Consider the following 518-nt stretch of genomic DNA (forward strand, 5'->3'; position numbering starts at 1 on the left):
TGCACGCGCGCCAGCCCGGCCGGGCCATCGGGCACGAAGGTCATGGCGATCGACTTGTAGTTGACCAGCAGCGCGTCCGGCGCGGCGTTGTAGGGGCGCAGGGGCTCGCCGTCGAAGCGCGCGGCATCGTGGTCGGGCACGTCGAAGGCGCTGCGGTCCAGCACGATGTCGCCGACGATCACCTGGATGCCCTGCGCCTGCAGGCGCCGCATCAGCAGCCACAGGCGCTCCACCACGAGCTTGGGGTCGCCCTGCCCCTTGATGTACACGTTGCCCTGCAGGCTGCCCGACCGCGGGCGGGCGTCCAGGTACACCGGCGTGTCCCAGGTGAAGGCCGGCCCCAGCTGGTCCAGCGCGGCATAGGTGGTGACCAGCTTCATGACCGAGGCGGGATTGACCGGCACCTGCGCGCGGTAGGCGAGCCGGGGCGCCTGCCGGCCCTCCGCATCCACCACCAGCACCGACAGGGCCTCGCGCGGCAGCTTGGCGCGCTGCAGGGCGGCCTCGACCGCGGGGCG

The 518-nt window shown here is 73.0% G+C and carries 1 protein-coding gene; it reads right to left on the minus strand.

All coding sequences use genetic code 11. The features are described 5' to 3' along the window. On the minus strand, window positions 1-518 hold a 518-nt coding region (locus AC27KI_RS27085), incomplete at both ends, for a D-alanyl-D-alanine carboxypeptidase/D-alanyl-D-alanine-endopeptidase (protein WP_487117006.1).

The sequence above is a fragment of the Acidovorax sp. KPB24-03 genome (assembly GCF_057546605.1).